At 72.4% G+C, this 387-nt stretch carries 1 protein-coding gene; it reads right to left on the bottom strand.

Annotation, left to right across the window (positions count from 1 at the left end):
* Positions 1–387, bottom strand: a 387-nt coding sequence (locus FVA95_RS29525; RefSeq protein WP_193564452.1) for a nitronate monooxygenase family protein, incomplete at both ends; no start/stop codon positions are given.

The raw sequence follows: 387 nt of genomic DNA, 5'->3' as shown, positions 1-387 counted from the left end.
GCCCAATGGGTCAGGTGTGTCGGGGCGTTCCCATTCGTCGGTCCAGGCGGTGCGCAGCATGCGGGCCGGCTTGCCCGTCATCGACCGGGACCGCACCGTGTCCGACGACTTCGCGGCCAGGAATTTGTCCTTGACCACCGGGGCGGTCTCGGCTTCTTCGGTGGTCAGCCAGACCGATCCACACCACACCCCTTCGGCGCCGAGCGCCATCGCGGCCGCGATCTGGCGGCCGCGGGCGATCCCGCCTGCCGCGAGAACGGGCGTCGGCGCCACCGCGTCCACGACTTCGGGAACCAACACCATGGTCGCCACCTCGCCCGTGTGCCCGCCGGCCTCGGTGCCCTGCGCGACGATCAGGTCAACCCCCGCCGCCGCATGCCCGCCGGC

This window comes from Pseudonocardia sp. EV170527-09 (assembly GCF_008369905.1).
Classification (GTDB): Bacteria; Actinomycetota; Actinomycetes; order Mycobacteriales; family Pseudonocardiaceae; genus Pseudonocardia.
The sequence above is the reverse complement of the archived record's forward strand: the minus strand, read 5'-3'. Positions and strand labels throughout refer to the sequence as shown.